The sequence below is a fragment of the Rhodohalobacter sp. genome, assembly GCF_041686455.1.
GTDB lineage: Bacteria > Bacteroidota > Rhodothermia > Balneolales > Balneolaceae > Rhodohalobacter.
In genome coordinates, this window is the sequence record NZ_JAWLDW010000053.1 from 1 (window position 1) to 16666 (window position 16666).

Consider the following 16666-nt stretch of genomic DNA (forward strand, 5'->3'; position numbering starts at 1 on the left):
CTGTCAATCCTATCGCTGCTGCCCGACATATATTGACGTTCAAAAGTAATTCGTTCTGCATTGGAGTTTGGGATAACATAGGCATCGAGGTAGCTGACTGAGATTGCAACTGCAAATCCAAACATTAGGTAGGGTACGAATAGCCGGTATAAGCTAATTCCCGAGGCCTTTATAGCCGTTGTTTCGAGCCGCTCAGTCATCTGCCCGGATAAAACGAGGCAGGCAACCAATACAGCAACCGGAGAGACCAGCCGGATCATTTCCGGGATATAGTTCAAATAATACTGACTCCAGATCTCCGCCATTTCAGCGCCCTTATCGGCAAAATCATCGCTGTTTTCAGAAAAGTCGATCAGGATAAAGATGAAGATCAACATCCCCAGCACAAAAACCGTGATGGTAAGAAGCCTCAATAAGATGTAGCGGTCAAGTTTATTCATCACTTCTGAATAGGTTTGTAATCCGGATGGATGTGCTCACGTGCAGGGTGAGAATGATACCGACCGCCAAAAAGAAGATGTTAATTCCCCACATTCCCCAAAATGGACTGATAATCAATCTATCGGCCAGTTTTTCTCCCTGGATGATGGCAATAAAGTAGACGGTGAGCAGCCCGCCGCTGATCAGTGCAGCAACACCCAGATTTCCTTTTCGTGTTAACATTCCTATGGGAGCTCCCAAAAATACAAAGACGATACAAGCAAAGGGGATAGAGAATTTTTTATGAACTTCAACCAAAAATTCAGCCTGCCTGAAATCTCGCCAGCTTACGTTCGATTTCAGATTATCGAGCTCTGAGTTGTAGCGGTCTATGGAGTTAATGGCTTGGTTGATTGAGCTAATCTTTGCGGAAGGATTTGGTAGTTCTTTCAACGCTATCAGGTCCGACTGATAGATTTGAAGCGTGTCTTGCAAATCACCTTTGATCAAATTTACAGACCCGCCGGCTTCAGAATGAAAAGGTATCTGCTGATCTTGCCCGGTGTTTCGTTTAAATTTTTGAATTTCTCTTTGCTGTTCGGTTCGCAACGTATCGACCACAGCCAGCATGGCTTGGGCGCTCATTGTACGATCATTTCTGCTTCTCTGCTCCGGGTTGGATCGTGAAAATGAGAGATCGGTGAGGTCAAAACTCATTCGGTAGGTTGAAAAATTACTGCGCTCCAGTGTCTGCTCATCTCTTCGTTCACCGGGGATAAAACGCAGCGACGATCCGTTGTAGAGAAACAGTGAGAGGGTATACTGATCGGGACTTTCGAGCCAGCCGCGTTCCGCGTTGATGTACGCCTCTTTACGGTTATCCGTGGCGTCCTGAAAAACACGAACATCGTAAAGCGAATCCGTTTCACTGTCTATATCATTAATAAGAAAGGTGTAGCCGTCCAGATCTTCATAGAAAATGCCGGGTTGCAGGTCGAAAGCCGGCTTTTGCATGCGGATATCCAAAAATAGAGAGCGAGCTTTATGATTGGATTCAGGTAACACATAGTTTGAGAAATAACCCATCAGACCAAACAGAACAACACCTGCCAGTATTATGGGAGCCATTAGTTTAATTGGATTAATACCGGCAGCCCGAATAGCTGTTAATTCATTCCACTCAGAGAATTTGCCAAATGCGATAAGCGTGGATACCAGTACCGCCATCGGAACAGCCAAAACCACCATATAGGCCAGATTACTGAGAATCAGCTCGGAAACGATCAAAAATGGCAAACCCTTGCCAACCAGTTTATCTACGTGAAGGATTAAAAACTGCATCAGCAGCAAAAACATCACTGTAAAAAAACAGAAAAGAAAAGGCCCGATATGTTTTCGGAAAAGATCCGTCTGTACTTGATTAAACATGCCTGAATAGTACAGCTATTTTAACATTCATGAAAAGTGCAATTCAAAAATCAAAAGCTTTCAAAACCATCTATTTTTAAACATCTTTGCAGAGAGTTTATTATTCTTAGGCAATCTTATTTGAACCCCATAAAAGCAGATCTTATCGCATAAAACGTTACGACACTGACACGTTTGTTTTCTTTCATAAAAGGCTGTAAAAAAGCCGGATAACTGCAGTTTATTCCAGTGCCAATAAAACGTTCTTTACTACTTTTTCCAATTTTGGGATGGTTGATGCATTTTGCTTCAGTAACAGAAGTATATGCACAAGACGGAGAGCCTGCAGACACAGTTACGGTTCAAAGCGAAGAATTGAGTGCAACTTTTCCCGCAATAAAAGGGGACAAAATTGCCCCTGTCTATTTTAAACCCATACCCAAACTCTATTACATAACTCTTCCTGAAGAGGAAATTTCCATCGAAACTCGCAGTGACGGAGGCTTTTACGCTGAAAAGAGAATAGGCGGGTACAGATCCGGTTTCCCTGTTTCTATGAGTTTTCGGAACTATGTCCAAATTCAAAGAGAGCGCGTTAAACGAGAAAACTGGCGACAATTTATACGGGAAAGTGCGCGCAGGGATGAAACCGGCAGGGGTCTTTTTGACCTTAGTGTTGGCATTCCGGGAGGAAGGGAGTCTGCCTTCTCATCTATTTTTGGAACTCCGGAAGTGAATTTAAGAGTCAACGGAGTAGCAACGATGAATGTAGGGGCGTCTGTTCAACTTTCGGAGGATCCAAGTCTGCCGCCCGATCAGCAAACCCGAATAGACCCGACCTTCGACCAGAGCCTGCAATTGAACATTCAGGGAAATATCGGAGATAAACTAACTATTCAGACAGACTGGGATACAGAGAGGCAGTTCGACTATATGAACCGCTTAAATATTATCTACGAGGGATATGAAGATGAAATCATTAAGAGTATCGAGCTGGGTAATGTGAATATGAATACCGGAAACTCTCTGATTAGAGGCAGTGGAGCACTTTTTGGTATAAAATCTGTTGCAGAGCTGGGATCATTCAGGCTTACATCCGTTCTATCTCAGCAAGGCGGTGAGAGCAATGTTGAAACCATTCGTGGAGGATCAACGGAGCAGCCTATTCAAATCCGACCAGCCGACTACAGCGACGACAGGCACTTTTTCCTGGATTACTATACACGGCAGGAGTTTGAAAACAGTATGGAGAATCCTCAGCAGCTATCGCAAACTCTTCAGATTGCAGATGTAGAGGTTTGGGTGCTCAGAGAAAATATACAGTCAGACGCAGGGGCACGTCTGGCCGTAGCCCTGGCTGATAAAGGAGTTGTAAGAGATGGACCCGGGGAATTTTCACCTCCCGATAACAACCAGGACGTTTTCGACCCGGAGCTGCTGGACCAGTTTCGTGATCCGCAGGTGGGTGTTTCTGCAGAAGATTTAGGCATTACTGAATCCAGAAATTTTGAAGAAGGATATTTTACACCTCTGCAAGAGGGAACAGACTACACGATTAATAAAACATCCGGATACATCTCTCTCCGCAAAGGGTTGGGGTCGAGGGAGGTTCTGGCAATCTCATTTACGTATAGAGGCGCAAATAATGAAATTGTAAACGTTGGTGAGCTGAACAGAAGCGGTAACGACAGGATTTTCCTTAAAATGCTTCGACCTCAGAATTCATCAACAGACAGTGACCTTTTTAATCTGACGATGCGCAACATCTATTCGCTGGGCGTGAGTAACATAAATAGTGAATCGCTGGAACTGGAGCTCGAATTTACCGAGCAGAATATCGCCAGGGATCGATTACCGGGCCGGAGTACAACACTGTTGCAGGATTTAGGCCTGGACCGGGTCGATTCGCAGGGAGCGTTAGAGCCGGATAACCAGCTTGATTTCGGAACCGGTACACTGGATCCGCAAAATGGCCTGATCATATTTCCATACCTGGAACCCTTTGGCAACAGGATTCAGGAGGTATTGGAAGATTCGCCGGCAAGCCCTGAAGACATCGAACGGCTGACGTATAATGAACTGTATCAGGAGAGACAGAGAAACGCTTCTCAAAGTTCTAAAAACGGATTTTTCAGATTCAGTGGGACATCCCGCGGAGGCCTGCAGGAAAACTATAACCTTGGTATTGCACTGGTTGAGGGGTCGGTTCGTGTCTACGCAAATGGAAATCAGTTGCAGGAAAATGTTGACTACCAGGTGGACTACTCCTTTGGAAGCATTACCATCTTAAATGATCGCTACACCTCACCGGGACAAGATATTCGGATCGAATATGAAAATCAGGCGCTCACTTCCATCGAACAGAAAACCTTTACAGGCTTGCGGGCAGAGTACGATATTACCAATAACTTTCAGCTGGGGGGTACTTTTTTCAGATTTAATGAGCGTCCGCTGGACGATAAAATCCTGATTGGTGATGAACCGATTAGTAATTCTGTACTCGGGGTTGATGCAAATGCACGGTTCGACACACCGTTTATCACCAGGGCAGTAGACTGGTTACCGTTGATACAGACCAGGGAAAATTCAGAATTTGAGTTCAGTGGGGAGTTTGCACAGCTTCGACCCGGTGTAGCGGATACGCGAGCGGTACGAAGGGCTATTCGAAATAATGAACTGTTTGAAGACGAAGAGCAGGGTTTATCCTTTTTAGACGATTTTGAAGGCTCCAACATAAAAATCAATCTTTTAAATGCCACCCGCTGGAATTTAGCATCCTCACCTGTAGCTGTTCCGGGTTACGAGCCCGATGAGCTTATTTTTGAAGAGGATGATTTTCCGGGTCAGCCGGTTTCTACCCGTCAGTCTAAACTGGACAGAGCCAATTTAAGATCTGAATTCTCTTGGTACTCTATTCCGCGAAATATTTCAACCATTCTGGGGAATGTAGAGTTTACACCGGAATCTGAGCCGGTTCGGGTAACAGATGTTTTTCCGGGGCGTGAAACACAGAATCCTCAGGAAGAGATTATCACCACGATGGATGTTTTTTACAATCCATTATCCAGCGGCCAATACAATTATAATCCTGATCTGAGAACACTGCTGGAAGAAGAACCCGAAAGAACATGGGGAGGTATGACGGCAGTAATCCCATCCGGACAGGAGGATTTTTCACAGAACAACATTGAGTTCCTGGAATTTTGGGTTCAGCCTGTACTAGAAGATGGTCAGCCTGCACCCGCAGGAGCCGTAGACGATTTTGATGGCAAAATGTATATCGATATCGGATTGGTATCGGAAGATGTTGTTCCCAATTCCAAACTTAACACGGAGGATGGGCTGGCACTAAATCCTGAAACGTTGATTCTTGACAGTCAGATGAATCCCAGATCGGTTCTGCCCGCTAATCCTCCCCCGCCCGAGGGCCAATTTTCCAATGAAAACAGAGATTTGGAAGATGTTGGGCTGGATGGAATGCCAAATTCAGGCGGAGTTAACGGCTTGAATGAGCAGACGATTTTCGCAGATTTTGTGGATGAAATGAGGCAGCAGTGGGGAGAAGCCAGTGAGATATTTCAGCGACTATCTGCAGATCCATCAAATGACGACTACGTCTTTTATGGAGAGTCACAAGTGCAGGATTTGCCGCTGCACGAAAGATTTCACAGGATGCTCGGGTTTGGCGACGGGAACACGCCCATTGACCAAAGTGAGAAAAGAGCGTCGACGAACAGGCCCGATACCGAAGGTTTAGTAAATCCGTCTACAGTAGCGCTAACCAATGCCTACTTCCAATACGAGGTGGAGTTAAATCCGGCCGATGAAAACCGTCTGGAAATCGGATCACCCGGAACATATATCGTTGACAGGGTTCCCGGCTCTCGCCAGCAGGACAGATGGTACCAGGTTCGAATACCGCTGGATGATTTCAAGAGAACGGTAGGAGATATCAACGATTTTCAGAATATCACCTATGTACGTATTTGGATGTCGGGCTATGAAAGGCCGTTTACTCTGCGCTTTGCAGCCCTGGATTTTGTAGGAAATCAATGGAGACAGGATGAGAATATCAATACCCAGAGCGATCCCAATGCCGATATAAAAATCAGCACGATTAATATCGAGGAAAACTCAAATCGGCGCCCGATTCCCTATCGCCAGCCTCGTGGGGCTATTCGGGCACAAAACCGAAGTACACAGCTTCAGTCGCTTCAGAATGAACAGTCTATTGCCTTGCAGGCAGAAAATTTGGGTCCGGGTTCTCTGCAACTGGTAAAGAGGGTTTACCCCAGCGGTTTGAATCTTTTAAACTACTCAAATATGAGAATGTTTGTACACGGGGAAGGGTACGAGAACAGGGGAGATGCAGAGTTGGTTATGCGTTTTGGCAACGATCTTGAAAACAACTACTACGAGTATCGCCAGCCGGTGACGCCTTCAAATCCCAACTTTCCATATCAGGAGTTTGATCCATCCGGGAATCCGCTGTTTGATGAAGAGGCGACGCAAGTATGGCTTTATGACGAGAACAGCATGAATATTATTCTTTCAGCTTTTAATCAGTTAAAACAGCTGAGGGACCAGGAGGGAGGTGGCTCTCTTACTGAAGTGTATGAGCGCTCTGATATTCTCGAAGAATCTGTACCGGGCGCCGTAGTTGCTATAAAAGGGAATCCATCATTAGGGCGGGTTTCTGAAGTAGGGATGGGGATTCGCAATCCTTTTGATGCGGATAACCCCGATGGGCCGGGTACACCCATTCTGAATGCAGAATTATGGCTGAACGAACTCAGGGTGTCCGGTTTTGACAACGAGACGGGCTGGGCTGCGAATTCTAAATCAACCCTCAAGATTGCTGATTTTGCCACGGTAAACGCAAATCTTACGCGGGAGACACAGGGGTTTGGTTCACTGGATTCCCGTTTGGGGCAAAGAAGGGTGAGTAATGAAACAGCGTATGATTTATCCACGACGGTAAATATGGATAGCTTCATTCCGGAACGCTACGGCTGGAGTCTTCCCGTAAACCTATCCACAAGAAGATCTAACTCTGTTCCAAAATACCTGCCAAATCAGGGGGACATTCGCCTGACGGACTTTGAGCAGGCTGTACGCTCTAGAACAGATCTGAATGAAGATCAGCAGGATGAGCTGATTGAGCAGCAAACCCGCGAAGTTGAAACCTTCAGGGAGAGCTATTCCATTAATCTGTCGAACATGTCTAAGCGTAATTCGCAAAACCGAATTGCGCGCTACACTCTGGATAATACCACGGTCAATTACGTTTATAACACGACTGATGGAAGGTCACCGGAGTATATTTTTCAAGATAACTGGAATTATAACGCCTCGATTCGTTACAATCACAACTTCAGGTCAGCCAGATATGTGAGGCCTTTTAATTTTCTATCAAATATACCACTTGCGGGTAGCCTGGCCGGAATTCAATTGGGCACTACGCCAACCAGTTTCTCCTCGTCTTTAAGCACCCGGAGATCCTATGAAGAGAGAAAGCGAAGAGCGCTTCGTGATCAGGATGAGTTTGCTACTCAGCAGACTCACAGCTTTACCTATACCAGCAATCTCGGCTTCGGATATAACTTTACGCCATCAATAACAACGTCATTTCAGTCGCAGGGTGTTTTCGATTTAGCCAGGGTTTCAATCAGAGATGCGGGCATGACCGGTGCAGACAGTACTGCATTCGCTACAGAATCGTCATTTGATGTTTTCAGGGATCTGCTTTTTGATGACCTATCACCCCGGAGAAGCAGTTATTCCGAAAACTATACGGCAGGATGGCAGCCGCGATTCAGCCAAATTAGTTCACTGAACTGGATAAACTACAACGCCCGCTATTCGGGTGGATTCAGATGGGAGAATTCTCCGTTTGGTTCAAATCAGGGTGCCAGGGTATCCAATACCTTCAGGCTGGATCACACACTGAGAATCAACACGGAGACTCTGTTAAATAAAGTTCCATTTTATGGGAATGCGGTAGAGGCCGACAGAAATGCACAGCGTGAGCGAGACGCGGCAGGTGAAGAAGATGACGATGAAGCCGGGTATACATTTGGAGAGCAGTTTACATACTATGCCCGAAAAACATTTTTGGCTGTATTTAGCATGCGCAGTGCAGATATAAACTACAGCAACTCAAATACAGGGTCGCAGGCGGGCTACGATGGAGGGTCGAGCTTTTTTGATATGTTTGGTGCGGGGGAAGATTTTACACCGTCATTCGGCTACAGGATCGGCATCGAAGAGAGGATAAGGCAGGATCAGTTGATTGCTAATCCGGATGGAACAGGAACCCTTCAAATTCCTGCAAACAATACCTATTCGGATAATATAACACTTGGAACCCGGTTAAATCCTTTCTCAAATCTGTCGATAGATCTCAACTGGCAAACTCAGTGGGATGAACGGCGCACGGAATCGATCTCGCTGGGACCGGATAATGAAATAACCTCGGTAACGAGTTCCTCCGGTAATATCAGTTCAAGTGTGTGGGCGTTTGGAACAGGCTACGAAGAGTTATTCAGGGACCAGCTGCGGACCGCTTTTGACGGTATGAGTACGACAGAAAATGTAATTGGATCTGATAACGGAAACACGGTTCTGAACAGTGTAGCCCTTCAGGAAGATTTTAGATCTGCATACCTCGGCCGGGCGTCAGTATTTGGCGATAAAAACTTTACCCCGATACCTCTGCCAAACTGGAGAATTAACTGGACCGGGGTGGAAAGTTTTATTCCGTGGATTGGCCGCTACATGCAGCGAGCAACCATAACTCACTCCTACAGCGGTTTGTACAGGATTGGATGGAATTTAAATAACGATGCTGACTCGCAAATAACAAGAAGAATTGGTGTGTATCAGGTTGAAGATGTAAGGCCGGAATTTGATCCTTCATCTGTAAATATTGAGAAACGATTTGCTCCGCTGATGCAGCTGAATGTGACATGGGATAATGGACTGAGAACACAGCTGGGGTACGAAACAAGTAACATCACAAGCCTTTCTCTATCCAACACCCAGGTATCCGAGCGAATATCGAAAGGGCTAAGGGTTCAGTTTGCTTATACGCTGCGAAATTTCAGACTTCCATTTTTTTCAACCCTTACAAACAACGTGGATCTAACCATCAATGGAAACTTCATAGAAGATATGGAACAGCGTTTTCTGCTTGATGCAGATCTTGACCGTGCGCTGCAGGATGGCCCCGGCGAAATTAACAGGGATCCGTCGGCTTACGATTTCAATCCGAGGCCACCTACGGGACAGACAAGGATTAACGGGTCAGCCGTAGTTGGTTACCGTTTTTCAAACACAATCCAGGCAAATTTTGAATATGGGTTTACACAGATTTTACCTCAATCATCCCGGACGTTTAAACGCACCACCCACGATATTCGATTTAATATTCGAATTAATATCCGATCGTCGTAGCTAAACGTGACTTCGATAAAAAGTCATTCAATTTGTAAATAGATAAGTCTTTGTGAGCTTCCTTGAAGGAATTAGTAGGCAATAGTAGAATCCCCTCCTAATGAAGTGTTTTGAAGGAGGGAAGATCTTCAAATGCATCATAACGTAAGTTCCAAATTCTTAATTCGAACTTAGGTTACTTGAAACTTTCATAGAAGTTTAGGTTCTGCTTGATTATCATGTTAACCGAAGAACGATAACCAACCGACAGATTCATGAAATATCTTAATTGGCAGGCGTTATTCCTGTTGCTACTCTTTACTCTCTCTTGCAGCGACAATAATGACATCGAAGAGCCAGTATTTGAAACCCTGGTTTCTGAAGATTTTAACCGTACGATTACGCAATCCTCGATGGAGTTTTTTTGGGTAACACTTGCGGGCCAGCCGGATGCTGCTTCATATATAAATCACGATGTTGATGTATACAGGATTGTCTATCAGACCAGGGATATAAATGGTAATTCTATTGAGGCTTCCGGAGCTGTAATTGTACCTGTTGATGCTCCTCAGCCGGGACTTCTCTCTATTCAGCACGCAACTATATTTTCTAATGGTGAAGCACCTTCCGTAGATGCGACATCCAATTCTGCCACAACCCGGAAAGCTATTTTCGCATCGGCCGGCAATATTGTATTTCTGCCGGATTACCTTGGATATGGTGTTACGTCAATTCAGCCGCATCCGTACCAGCACAAAGAGACGCTGGCGTCGGCAAGCTATGATATGATTTTGGCCGGTATGGAGTTTCTTGAGGCGAATGATATCGAGTGGTCTGGAAATTCAATCGACCTGATCGGTTACTCTGAAGGTGCCTATGCAACTCTGGCACTTGCCGAAAAAATGGAGACAGGGCCGTCACCTCTTCAGCCGGGCCTGATTTCGATGGGAGCACCAATATTTGATCTCTCATCAACAATGGATTATGTCATCAATAATGTTGATCAACCCGCCGAGTGTGTAGCGTGCTACGCTTATTTTTTACAGAGTTATCATAATATCTACAGCTTTCCGCGGCCACTGAGCGAGTATTTCAACTCCCCTTACGATGAAAGGATATCAGAAGGCCTCTTTGATGGCTCGCTAAGTTCGGCTCAGGTGGTATCACAGCTTCCCGAGACTATGACAGAACTTTTCACTGATTCCTTTATTGAGCGTTATCTGAATGGGGAGGAGGTTGAGCTGGAATCGGCCGTTGCAGAAAACAATTTGCTGTACGTGCCAAGTGCTGAGGTTCTGCTGGTGCATGGTGACTCGGATGGAGTTGCGCCAATATTTAATAGCGATGAATTTGAAGAGCGAGCCGTGGAGACTGGTAAAACAAACCTCACCTACCTCCGGCCTGAAGGTGTGAATCATTCTGAGGGCATCTTTCCCTGGGGCCTGGAAACACTGGCCCGGCTGGAAAGTGCATCAAAACAACTTCTTGTAAAGTATTAACAACAGAATATACATTTGACGATCTTTGAGGCCATTTCAGTTCTCTGATTCAAATTCTTAACCAATCAAGAGCCGTATTCATCTGAAGAGCGAAACCGTAACTTTACCACAATGTGAAGTGGCTCAAATCATTCGGGATCGGTTAAGGTATACCTCATGATTTTCGGGTAATCTTTCAAAGATATCCGGATCAGAAGGGCTCAGATGCACTATTACTCTATTGTTGCTGAATTCTAATTGTCATATCACATCATTTGTATTTTCTTTTTAAAACAGTTTTGACACAAGAACATAAGTTAGAGAGAGACAGTAGGGAAAGATTAGTTGACCGATCCTTGTTCAAAACTCATTTTTAAAAAGTACTATACAATCAAGAATATCACGACAGTTATTTCCCATAAAATAAGCTGTAAAACACAGCTTTTTAATCATAAATAAAATGGGGGAACCATGATTCAATCTAGACAAGTTCAATTGCTATTCGTACTGTTACTCGCCTTACTTTTGGGTACAGGGTTTATGCACGGCAAATCCTTAGAAAAAGACCTAGACTTAGTGGAAGAGAGAAATGAAATTTTTATGGAAACATATAAAAAACTGGACCCCGCCGGTATGAGTGAACTATATACAGCTGATGCAAAATTACTTCCGCCAAACAGTGAATCAGTAGTAGGGAGCGATAACCTGGTGTCTTACTGGCAGGCTATAATGGATACGGGAATCAGCGAAATTAAACTGCATACCGGTGATGTGGAGAGATATGGAAAGGCTTTGGTTGAAGTTAGCATTGCAGAGTTGCATGGAGAAGATGGTGAATTAGTCGACAAATCCAAGTACATCGTGATTTGGAAACAGGAGAGAGGAACCTGGAAAATGTACCTGGATATGTTTAATAGCAACATGCCTGTTGAATAAATCACGGCAGGTTCTTTTGCTCGTTGCAAAAAAGATGAGTTAAAATTGCGATCCGGTTTTAAAACATCATAAAACTAGTGCCTTAATTATCTGACTTCGTGATATTTAAATCTCTAAGGTTATGAAATATTGTAGGCTATGGAAGTTTTTCAAATAAGGATTGTCATTATTTGATTTACAAATCAAATATCTCTGACAGAATTTTTGAGGCAATCTCTGATTTTTGTCCGGTGAACTCTTTTTGAGTGTCCGGTCCCAGCAAATGTATAGTGTTTGTATCACCCTCAAAGCCGGAGCCTTCACTGTTCAGTTGGTTTGCACAGATCCAATTCAGATTTTTCTTTTTGAGTTTTGTGTGGGCATTCTCAATCAGGTTTTCAGTTTCCATTGCAAACCCGATCAGTATCTGGTTCTCTTTCTTCTGATTGCCCAGCCAGGCAAGAATATCGGGGGTTTCTGTCAGGTCAATTTTGAGAGAACTGCCGGAGCCCTGTTTTTTAATCTTTTTATCTGATGAACTATCCGGTTTAAAGTCAGCCACAGCCGCCGCCATAATTACAATCTCAGCATTCTGATGTTCTTTCATCATTTCAAAAAGGTCATCTGCTGTGATAAACTGTTCGGTTTGTAACCTGTCAGGTATCGGTTCCTTTATGGGGCCGTGGAGCAGTGTTATATCAGCTCCGAGTGCACGTGCGGCCTCTGCCATTGCAATGCCCATCTTGCCGGAGCTCGGATTGGAAATAAACCGAACAGGGTCAATAAATTCGCGAGTGGGTCCGGCTGTAACGATGACTTTCTTCCCGGTTAGTGGTCCCTGTATCTGATGATCTTTAATGATCTCAGCTGATCGTTTAATAATAGCATCCGGTTCGGGCAGTCGGCCTATGGCGTCCAGTCCGCTTGCTAAATATCCGGTGTCGGGTTCGAGAATGTAGAATCCCAACTCCCCGGCCTCTTTTAAATTCTTTGATACCGAAGAACTTTCATACATTTCTCCATCCATGGTTGGACAGATCAAAATCGGACATCTGGCGGCTAGAAGGGTAGAGGTGAGCATGTTGTCTGACTGGCCGTGGACAATTTTTGACAGTGTATTAGCCGTGCAGGGGGCAATTACAAAAAGATCTGCCCATTCGCCCCAATGAATATGTTTGGTCCAGTTTTTACCGGGCTCCGTATCGTTGAAGACTTCAACCGCTACTTCATTCCGGCTGAGTGCGGCAAAGGTCTCAGAACCAACAAAGCGGGTAGCCGAGGGAGTCATGGTGACCCGGACTTCAGCTCCCGCTTTTTGAAAATCGCGTAGAAGATAAACTGCTTTATAAGCAGCTATACCACCGGTAACGCCCAATATGATGCGTTTCCCGGCAAGCATCTTTAAATCTCTTTATTTGGGTAACGATAGGTTACTTTATCGTCCAGCATTTCGATGACTGAACGCTGAGTTGCATGTGGCAGTTTTTCGAACGCCTTTGAAATTCTCTCCTGCTCTTCGTTGAAGGTGAACTCATCTTCATCTTCAAAGCCTTCAAAATATTTGAGCTTTTCGTCGAGTTCCAGTTTTTCCTGTGCAGCAATCTGTCGGGCTCGTTTAGACATCGCAACAATTTTTTCGTAGCGATTACCCTTCTTGCTGCCCATTTCTTCTAAGTTGAGTGTTCGAATCGGCATAATAGTATTTATGAATTTATAAAAGTTGAAACCGTTTCTTTGATCCGGCTGTACGCTGTTTCCAGATCATCGTTGATAATAATGGTATCGAATTTTGACGCGTACTTCATCTCTTTTTCAGCTCGTTCGAGGCGAGTTTCCAGAGACACTTCTGTTTCTGTTCCCCGCGCAATCAAACGCTCTTTCAATACTTGAAGAGATGGAGGCTGAATAAAAAGAGTAAGTGCTTTATCGCCGTAAAGCTCTTTAACATTCAGTGCACCCAATACATCAATATCAAGCAAAATAAAATAGCCTTTATTCAGCTCATTTTCAACGACTGAACGTAAAGTTCCGTACTTGGTGCCGTTATAAAACTCTTCCCACTCCAAAAACTCGTTATTTTCAATTTTTTCTTTAAAAACGTCTTCGGAGAGGTAGTGGTAGTGCACGCCGTCTTGTTCTCCTTTTCTGGGCCCCCGGGTGGTTGCGCTGACGGAGAACTTCAGCTCGTCAAAATCTTTAAGCAGGCGCTTGGTCATGGTGGATTTTCCCCCGCCGCTTGGCGAGACCAGAATCAGGATTTTGCCCTTTTTACTCATAAAAAATGATGAATGTTTACGTGAAGCTTGTTTGAAAAATTATTCGATGTTTTGAACCTGTTCGCGTACCTGCTCCAGCTTCTCCTTACCCAAAACGATATGATGTGCTACTTTAGAATCGTTTGCTTTGGAGCCGATAGTATTCAGTTCGCGGTTGATCTCCTGGCAAAGGAAGTTGAGCCTTCGGCCAACCGGTTCTTCGGCATCCAGGGCTTCAAGAAAAAATTTCAGATGTGACTGCAGCCGGATTACCTCCTCGTTAATATCCATTTTATCCACCAAGAGGGCGATCTCCATCTCCATTCGGTCGGGATCGATCTGCTCTTCCGAAATCATTTTTTGAATGCGGGTTTTTAGCTTTTCCCGAATTTCAGGGGCTCTTTTATCGGACAGTTCAATAACTTCATCGAGCAGGGAAGAAATTTCCGTAACCAGGTTCGACAGATCATCCTTCAGCTCCCGGCCTTCATTTCGTCTCATGGTGTTCAGGTTATCGAGCGCAGTTTCGAGGGCATTTTTTGTGCATTCCCAAATAACGCGTACCTCTTTTTCGTCCTCTTTGCGGGTCTCAAAAATATCATTGAATTGCAAAAGGTCGTGTACCGTAACAGGCTCATCAATATCTCCCGTACTTCTCAAATTCCTTAAAATTGAGCTATAGCTTTTCACCAGCTGTTCATTCAGTTTGATATCGGGTCCGGCGCTTTTGGTCCGGTCTACATTGATATTAAGATTTACCTTCCCACGTGAAAGGTTTTTTTGAACACACTCTTTTAGCTCTATCTCTTTATCCTGAATGGATTGAGGCATTCGAACGGAAATGTCCAGGTAGCGGCTGTTTAGCGTTCTAATTTCAACCGTTACCTGGTAGCCGCTTGATGAGGATTCACCCCGGCCAAAACCTGTCATCGATGTAATCATTCTGAAATATTTATTTAGCGTAAATTCGAGGTTAAATTTAGAATTTAAAGTCCCCCTTAACAAAGGGGGATTTAGGGGGATGTTTGGACTTGCACCAAAATGATGAAAAATCCTTTGGACCCCCTCTTAATTTCGGTTTACGTGTCGCTAACGCTCGGAGCCCCTTTTTAGGGGAGAATTGGTCAAACCCGTCATCAATTTTCTTATTTAGAACTCACGTTGGTTAAGCTTAATGAATGTTTAAAATAGGAAAGCTTTCTATAGAAAACATGGGATGTCTGAAACGGTTAACTTGGAAGTTAGACAAAAGGACTATTCAATGTGAATCCGATGTAAATATTTTGGATTTGGTAAAACGAGAAGTCCCCTCCTTTTCCAAGGAGGGAAAGCTCATTTTATAAATTATTATACTAAACTTATGTTATTTGATTACCGACAAAATCTTTTCGGCTAGTTCAGCAGCCTTTTCTTTTGTTTTGGCTTCACTGTAAACCCGGATAATCGGTTCGGTATTCGATTTTCTGAAATGAACCCATCCCTCATCAAAATCGAGCTTAACCCCATCCACCGTATTTGGGTTTTGATCAGCATAAACGTCGGTTACTTTTTTGAGCAGATCATCCGCATCCATTCCAAGATCGTTCAGCTCAATTTTCTGCTTGCTCATTTCATAATCCGGGAGTGAGTCTCTGTATTCAGAGGCTTTGATGTCGCGCTCGGCCAGCAGCTGCAGGATCATAGCCGTTCCAACCAATGCATCACGGCCCGGGTGCAGGTCGGCATTAATCACTCCGCCGTTTCCTTCACCGCCAATAACGGCGCCTTTCTCCTGCATCACCTTAACAACATTGATTTCACCTACTGCAGAGCGATGGCAGGTATGACCATATTTTTTTGTAATATCATCAGCTGCTCGGGAGGATGATAGGTTCGTTGCTGTATCACCCGGTTTTTTACTCAACAGCAGATCAAAGGCTGCAACCTGCGTGTACTCTTCCCCAAAAAGTCGTCCGTTCTCATCCACCAGCGCAAGGCGGTCTCCATCTGGATCTGTTACAACTCCAAGATCACACGATTTCTTTTTTACAAAATCACAGACCTCAGTCAAATTCGCGGGAAGAGGTTCAGGGTTGTGCGGAAAAATTCCGGTGGGTTCGCAGTAGATGCACTCCGTTTGAACTCCGAGCGATTCGAGCAGGGCGGGGAGAGCCACCGAACCACCGCCGTTAACAGCGTCGACGGCAACTTTGAAATTCTTACTTTTTATCAGATCTGCATCAATGTAAGGGAGATCCAAAACAGCTTGGATGTGATTTTGAATGGCATCGGGGTCTTCGGTAACAGAACCGATTTCATCAAACAGTTTGTAATCGAATGTCTCTTTATCGGCGATGTCCAGTACCTCTTTCCCCTGATCCGCATCCAGAAATTCACTTTTGCTGTTCAAAAGCTTCAAAGCATTCCACTGTTCGGGATTATGGCTGGCTGTTAGAATAATTCCGCCATCCGCATTATGCTGAAGTACACTCATGGCAACGGTTGGAGTTGGGGCAATGCCAATTTTGACAACATTACACCCTAGGCTTTGAAGGGTTGCGCAAACGATGTCTTCACAGATTTGTCCGGTTACCCGTGAGTCTCTACCCACAACTACGGTGCCGCCTTTGAGCCAGGTGCCGTATGCTGATGTAAATGTGACCAGATTTTGTGGGGTGAGGTGGGAACCGAAAATACCGCGGATTCCGGATACTGAGATCATTAATGCCATAAAGCTTGTAAATTTTTTGGATTGTTTAGTTTAAAAATATGATGAGT

10 protein-coding genes are annotated in these 16666 nt (G+C 44.6%); 3 read left to right on the forward strand and 7 right to left on the reverse strand.

The genetic code is table 11. The annotated features are described in order from the left end of the window. Positions 1-440, reverse strand: a 440-nt coding sequence (locus tag ACESM0_RS07820; RefSeq protein WP_372905291.1) for an LptF/LptG family permease, incomplete at its 3' end; no start/stop codon positions are given. Further along, entirely contained in the window at positions 433-1848 is a 1416-nt protein-coding gene (locus ACESM0_RS07825; protein WP_372905293.1) for an LptF/LptG family permease, read from the reverse strand. The genes ACESM0_RS07825 and ACESM0_RS07820, both read right to left, overlap by 8 nt. Before the next feature lie 228 nt (positions 1849-2076). Between ACESM0_RS07825 and sprA the strand changes: the two genes are divergently transcribed. From sprA to ACESM0_RS07840, 3 genes are all read left to right on the forward strand, one after another. Beyond that, positions 2077-9282, forward strand: a complete 7206-nt coding sequence (gene sprA / locus ACESM0_RS07830) for a cell surface protein SprA (RefSeq protein WP_372905295.1) — start codon at positions 2077-2079, stop codon at positions 9280-9282. A gap of 254 nt (positions 9283-9536) precedes the next feature. After that, positions 9537-10760: an alpha/beta hydrolase family protein gene (locus ACESM0_RS07835; protein WP_372905297.1), complete on the forward strand. Its 1224-nt coding sequence runs from the start codon at positions 9537-9539 to the stop codon at positions 10758-10760. 450 nt (positions 10761-11210) lie between these two features. Further along, positions 11211-11675, forward strand: a complete 465-nt coding sequence (locus ACESM0_RS07840; protein WP_372905299.1) for a YybH family protein — start codon at positions 11211-11213, stop codon at positions 11673-11675. A 175-nt stretch (positions 11676-11850) separates the two neighbouring features. Here the strand turns inward: ACESM0_RS07840 and coaBC are convergent, their stop codons facing one another. The 5 genes from coaBC to glmM all read right to left on the reverse strand — a co-directional run bounded on the left by coaBC (position 11851) and on the right by glmM (position 16619). Then, a complete protein-coding gene (coaBC, locus tag ACESM0_RS07845) occupies positions 11851-13053 on the reverse strand; it encodes a bifunctional phosphopantothenoylcysteine decarboxylase/phosphopantothenate--cysteine ligase CoaBC (protein WP_372905301.1) in 1203 nt (400 codons plus the stop codon). Positions 13054-13055: 2 nt separating this feature from the next. Then, complete coding sequence (locus ACESM0_RS07850) at positions 13056-13349, reverse strand: DNA-directed RNA polymerase subunit omega (protein WP_372905303.1); 294 nt, start codon at positions 13347-13349, stop codon at positions 13056-13058. Positions 13350-13357: 8 nt separating this feature from the next. Then, positions 13358-13930, reverse strand: coding sequence for a guanylate kinase (gene gmk, locus ACESM0_RS07855; protein ID WP_372905305.1), 573 nt, complete (start codon positions 13928-13930; stop codon positions 13358-13360). A gap of 39 nt (positions 13931-13969) precedes the next feature. Beyond that, the gene (locus ACESM0_RS07860) at positions 13970-14851 is read right to left on the reverse strand and encodes a YicC/YloC family endoribonuclease (protein WP_372905307.1); all 882 of its coding nucleotides are present in this window, start codon (positions 14849-14851) and stop codon (positions 13970-13972) included. 421 nt (positions 14852-15272) lie between these two features. Further along, entirely contained in the window at positions 15273-16619 is a 1347-nt protein-coding gene (gene glmM, locus ACESM0_RS07865; protein WP_372905309.1) for a phosphoglucosamine mutase, read from the reverse strand. Between the last annotated feature and the right edge of the window lie 47 nt (positions 16620-16666).